The 5,347-nt window shown below is 64.0% G+C and carries 6 protein-coding genes; 1 reads left to right on the top strand and 5 read right to left on the bottom strand.

All coding sequences use genetic code 11. From position 1 onward, the window contains the following. A partial coding sequence (locus tag ACLBYE_RS29380) for a YidB family protein (RefSeq protein ID WP_447696858.1) occupies positions 1-431 on the top strand: 431 nt, incomplete at its 5' end. A 9-nt stretch (positions 432-440) separates the two neighbouring features. On the opposite strand, the gene ACLBYE_RS29385 is transcribed toward ACLBYE_RS29380, so the two are convergent. From ACLBYE_RS29385 to ACLBYE_RS29405, 5 genes are all read right to left on the bottom strand, one after another. Further along, complete coding sequence (locus ACLBYE_RS29385; protein ID WP_447696859.1) at positions 441-1,910, bottom strand: ATP-dependent nuclease; 1,470 nt, start codon at positions 1,908-1,910, stop codon at positions 441-443. Positions 1,911-1,998: 88 nt separating this feature from the next. Continuing rightward, positions 1,999-3,258, bottom strand: a complete 1,260-nt coding sequence (gene fabF / locus ACLBYE_RS29390; protein WP_447696860.1) for a beta-ketoacyl-ACP synthase II — start codon at positions 3,256-3,258, stop codon at positions 1,999-2,001. A 183-nt stretch (positions 3,259-3,441) separates the two neighbouring features. Further along, on the bottom strand, positions 3,442-3,681 hold the full coding sequence (locus ACLBYE_RS29395; protein WP_007559070.1) for an acyl carrier protein: 240 nt from the start codon (positions 3,679-3,681) through the stop codon (positions 3,442-3,444). Positions 3,682-4,013: 332 nt separating this feature from the next. Continuing rightward, positions 4,014-4,751, bottom strand: coding sequence for a 3-oxoacyl-[acyl-carrier-protein] reductase (gene fabG / locus ACLBYE_RS29400; protein ID WP_447696861.1), 738 nt, complete (start codon positions 4,749-4,751; stop codon positions 4,014-4,016). A gap of 58 nt (positions 4,752-4,809) precedes the next feature. After that, on the bottom strand, positions 4,810-5,347 hold a 538-nt coding region (locus ACLBYE_RS29405), incomplete at its 5' end, for an ACP S-malonyltransferase (RefSeq protein WP_447696862.1).

Consider the following 5,347-nt stretch of genomic DNA (forward strand, 5'->3'; position numbering starts at 1 on the left):
GCGGCTGGGACCAGTACGGCGGCCGCCGCGACGCCGGCCCGGGCGGGCCGGCGGACCCGTCCCTGCCGCCCGGCGACTTCTCGGACCTCTCCGGCATGCTCGACGGCCCCGGCGACGCCCCGCCGCCGAGCCGCGCCGCCCCGGACGGGCAGGGGGATCTCGGCGGCCTCGACGGGCTGGTCGACCGGTTCCGCCAGGGCGGCCTCGGCGACGTGATGGAGTCCTGGATCGGCCACGGCACCAACCGCCCCGTGGCCCCGGACCAGCTCGCCCGGGCGCTCGGCCCCGACACGGTGGACACCCTCCAGCAGCAGACCGGGATGGACCGCGAGACACTGCTGTCGCAGCTCGCCCAGGCCCTGCCGGAGGTGGTGCACGCGCTCACCCCGCAGGGGCGGGTGCCGGGAGCGGATGAGCGGCGGGGGTGGTAGGGCTGATTTTCACCCCTGCTCAAGACGCCTGCGCAACGCCTGTATAATACCATCGAAATGCTCTTTATTGTTTTCTACATAAATCGAAATACATGCCTTTCTCACTGTGAGCTCCGAAATAAAGCCCATTTCCTGACCTATCTTGGAAAAATATAGATGGACGTCGGAAGTTGATATATCAATTTTTTCAAATATCTTTACAATCTTGTCTTGTGAAACTTGTGGGCACAGACATCTCTGCTGAAGAACCGATGCCAAGCTCTCAACATTTTCATTAATATAATTGAATACTGACAGTTCTGGGGTTGATCCCGGGAGAACATAGGTTGAATTTGTCTCGTCCTGAAATTCTGCCTGATCGCCGTCCACCACAGCAATTGCTTTTATTTTGACCGTTGGATTTTTATTGTGATGCTGCATTACTTCAATCAAAAATGGATAACCTCCGGCCTTGTGGACTTCAGCGGCATCCAATAGCCTGGAATCAATTTGCCTTAGCGCTTCTTCAAGCAAATCTTTGGCAAAATCGTCTTCAACAAAGACCGCAATTTGCTTTTCTACGAGTCCTTTGATCGCTCTCAAGCTGTCGATCGACAGTTTTCCTTGATATGCCTGACCATCAATACATGCCCATATTGCATTGGGTGGCAGCTTCTTGAGAGCATACTCCGAATGCGTGGTGAATATAATCTGGCTTTTCTTCCTTTTAGCGACGTCAATCAGATATTCTGTCATTTTTTCAGTTGCAACTGGGTGCAACCCATTCTCAATCTCTTCGATCAGGATCAAGGCCTGATCGGGAGCTTGCTCAATGCTAGAAATCATTTCGATTACTGACGCCTCACCAGCACCAAAATGAAATTGAGAGTAATCGTTCTCATTCTGCATGCCAAGCATAAGATATACGTTATCTTCTTTCTTTAGTTTCGCTACACTATACCCCTTAAGATTCTTACCAAGAACAGCTCCGGCCCTTCTTCTGATATCAGAGCTTAGTTCTTCAATAACGGCGCCTTCTTCTTTGTAGATGCCGATGAATCGCTTGTATCTTGGTTGCTCGCTCGCAGGAACAGTTCTCTGGATAGGAACCACGACGACATCTCTATCAATTAAATATTCACGTCGCCATTTTGCCGAAACGAATCTAGCGTTCCGAGCAATAGTTCCCGATTTATCTACGCTTCTGTCGATCAACTCGTACTCAATCCGCCAATCGGCCATTGAGTTATCACTAACATTTGATTTAGGAAAAAAATCACCCGGCTTGACGGCCTTATAAGCCAGAGCAGCCGCACCTAGAATGGTAGATTTACCGCCGCCATTAGTGCCAATTATCGCAGTAACAGGGAAATCGAGCGTTATCTTTTGGCCCTTGAAGGCCCGAACATTTGCAAGCTTTATCTCCATGAGATAATGTGCAAACGAGCGCTTTTTTACTTTTTCTGTCAAAGCTGCAATATCGGAAGGACGAATGTCCATACTAGCGCCCTAAAAGAAACCTCGCTCTGTTAACTTGAGCGAGATTTCTGACGCTGTGTCAACCCTAGATAGCAACTCCAAGTGAGTCTCAAACCCGCCGCATCACCAGCGACGCGTTCGTCCCGCCGAACCCGAAGGAGTTCGACAGCACCACGTCCACCTGCTTGCGCTTCGCCTCGAACGGCACGAGGTCGATCTTGGTCTGGACGGAGGGGTTGTCGAGGTTGAGCGTCGGCGGGATGACGTTGTCCCGCAGGACGAGGATGGAGAAGATCGCCTCGACCGAGCCGGCGGCGCCCAGCAGGTGGCCGACCGAGCTCTTGGTGGACGACATGGTGGCGTTCGCGGCGGCGTCGCCCAGGAGGCGCTCCACGGCCTTCAGCTCCAGCTCGTCGCCCATGGGCGTCGAGGTGCCGTGGGCGTTGATGTAGCCGATCTCGGACGGCGCGATCCCGGCGCGCTTCACCGCGGCGGTCATGCAGCGGAAGGCGCCGTCGCCGTCCGGGGACGGGGAGGTGATGTGGTAGGCGTCGCCCGAGAGGCCGTAGCCCACCACCTCGGCGTAGATCTTCGCGCCGCGGGCCTTGGCGTGCTCGTACTCCTCGAGCACCACGATGCCGGCGCCCTCGCCCATGAGGAAGCCGTCGCGGTCGCGGTCGTAGGGGCGCGAGGCCTTCTCGGGCGTGTCGTTGAAGCCCGTGGTCAGCGCCCGGCAGGCGGAGAAGCCCGCGATCGACAGGCGGTTCACCGGCGACTCGGCGCCGCCCGCCACCATCACGTCGGCGTCGCCCAGCGCGATCAGGCGGCTCGCGTCGCCGATGGCGTGGGCGCCCGTGGAGCAAGCCGTCACCACGGCGTTGTTGGGGCCCTTGAGGCCGTAGGCGATCGAGACCTGGCCGGAGGCGAGGTTGATGATCCGGCCCGGGATGAAGAACGGCGAGATCCGGCGCGGGCCCTTCTCGTGCAGGGTCACGGCGGCGTCGTAGATGCCGCCGATGCCGCCGATGCCGGAGCCGATCAGCACGCCGGTGGCGCACTGGTCCTCGTGGCTCTTCGGCGCCCAGCCGGCATCCTTCAGCGCCTCGTCGGCCGCCGCCATCGCGTAGACGATGAACGGGTCGACCTTGCGCTGCTCCTTCACCTCCATCACGAGGTCGGGGTTGAAGGTGCCGTCGGTGCCGTCGCCGAAGGGGACCTGCGCGGCGATCCGGCAGGGCAGGTCGGCGGATTCGAAGCCGCGGATCGGGCCGGCGCCGCTGTCGCCCGCGATCAGCCGGCTCCAGGTGTGCTCCACCCCGCTGCCCAGCGGCGTGACCATCCCCAGACCCGTGACCACCACCCGCCGCATGTGCCCTGTCCCGTCTTGAGGCGCCGCCCCGCCGGCACCGCCGCGGTCGCGCATCGTCCTAACTCGCTCGGAGGCAGAATCGGTCCCTGCGGGACCCGTCACCACGCCGAGCCTTGAAACGCATAACGGCGCGGGGGCTGTTTCGCCTCACCCGCGCCGCGGTTAACCCGGTCCCCGGCGCCTTTAGGCGGCGGAGTTCTTCTCCAGGAACTTCACGGCGTCGCCGACCGTCTGGATCGTCTCGGCAGCGTCGTCCGGGATCTCGACGTTGAATTCCTCCTCGAAGGCCATGACCAGCTCGACGGTGTCGAGGCTGTCGGCACCGAGGTCGTCGATGAAGTTGGCGCTCTCGACCACCTTCTCGGGCTCCACGCCCAGGTGCTCGACGACGATCTTCTTCACGCGCTCAGCGATATCGCTCATCGGTCTTCCGTCCTCGTCCTTCTGGTCTGTCAGTCTTCTCGGGGTGGTGCCGTGGCCGCGTCGCGCCCCTGCGGGCTTGTTGTGACGGGCCGGTGTCCGATCGCGCGTGCTTCTGAGGTGAACCGGCGCGTGAGCCGGGACGCCCCCGCCGGAGGGCCTTGGACTGAAAACCCGCTGAACCGTCAACCCCCTGTACGGCTGCGGGGCGTGGTAGCACAGGGTTCCAGCCCTGGCGAGGGCCCGTTCAGAAAGCCTTCATGGGTGTGGCACTTGCGTGTCGGCGGGGGTGATTCGCGCGCCGTTCCCGCCGGCCGGGAACCGGTATACGCGCCCTAGTACATGGCCATCCCGCCATTCACGTGCAGCGTGTGGCCGGTGACGTAGCCCGCCTCCGCGGAGGCGAGGTAGAGGCAGGCCGCCGCGACCTCCGACCCCTCGCCGAGCCGCCCGGCGGGCACGCGGGCGAGGATGCCCTCGCGCTGCTTCTCGTTGAGGGCGTCGGTCATGGGCGAGCTGATGAAGCCCGGCGCGATGCAGTTGACGGTGATTCCCCGCGAGGCGACCTCGGCGGCGAGCGCCTTGGTCATGCCCACGAGCCCCGCCTTGGCGGCGGCGTAGTTGCCCTGGCCGGGATTGCCGGTGCTCCCGACCACCGAGCCGATGTTGACGATCCGCCCGGAGCGGCGGCGCATCATGCCCTTCACGGCGGCCCGCGACAGGCGGAAGGCGGCGGTGAGGTTGACGGCGATCACCTGCTCCCACTCCTCGTCCTTCATCCGCATGAAGAGGTTGTCGCGGGTGATGCCGGCATTGTTCACGAGGATGTCGAGCGGGCCGATCGCGGCCTCGGCGGCCGGGACGAGGCCCTCGACCGAGTCCCTGTCGGACAGGTCGGCCGCGACGGGGCTGGCGCGCTCGCCGAGCTCGGCGGCGAGCGCCTCCAGGGCCGCGGGCCGCGTGCCCGAGAGCGCCACGGTGGCGCCCTGCGCGTGCAGGGCCCGGGCAATCGCCTGGCCGAGGCCGCCGGTCGCGCCGGTGACGAGGGCCTTGCGGCCGGTGAGATCGAACATGCGGGACTCCGTCGGATCAGAGAGCGCGGATCAGAGAGCGCGGATCAGAGCGCGCGGGTCAGAGCGCGAAGGCGGCGACGTCGGCGGGGGTGCCGATTGCGGCGGCGCTCGCCTGGGGGGCGACGCGCTTGACGAGGCCGGTCAGCACCTTGCCGGCGCCGAGCTCGTAGAACCGGTCGACGCCGGAGGCCGCCATGGCGGCGACGCTCTCGCGCCAGCGGACGGTGCCGGTGACCTGCTCGACCAGGGCCGCGCGGATCGCCTCCGGATCGGCGACCGGGGCGGCCGCGACGTTGGCGTAGAGGGTGACGCGCGGGGCCGCCAGCGCGACCTCGGCGAGCGCCCGGGCCATGGCCTCGGCGGCCGGGGCCATCAGGCGGCAGTGGAACGGCGCCGAGACGTTGAGCATCACGGCGCGCTTGATCCCGCGGCCGGTTGCGATGCCGACGGCGCGCCCCACGGCCGCGCGGTCGCCGGAGAGCCCCACCTGGCCGCCGCCGTTGTCGTTGGCGACGTCGCAGACCGCACCGTCGCCGGCCTCGTCGGCCGCCGCTTCGGCGACGGACCGGGCGGCCTCGAGATCGGTGCCGATCAGC

The sequence above is a fragment of the Methylobacterium sp. A52T genome (genome assembly GCF_053346095.1).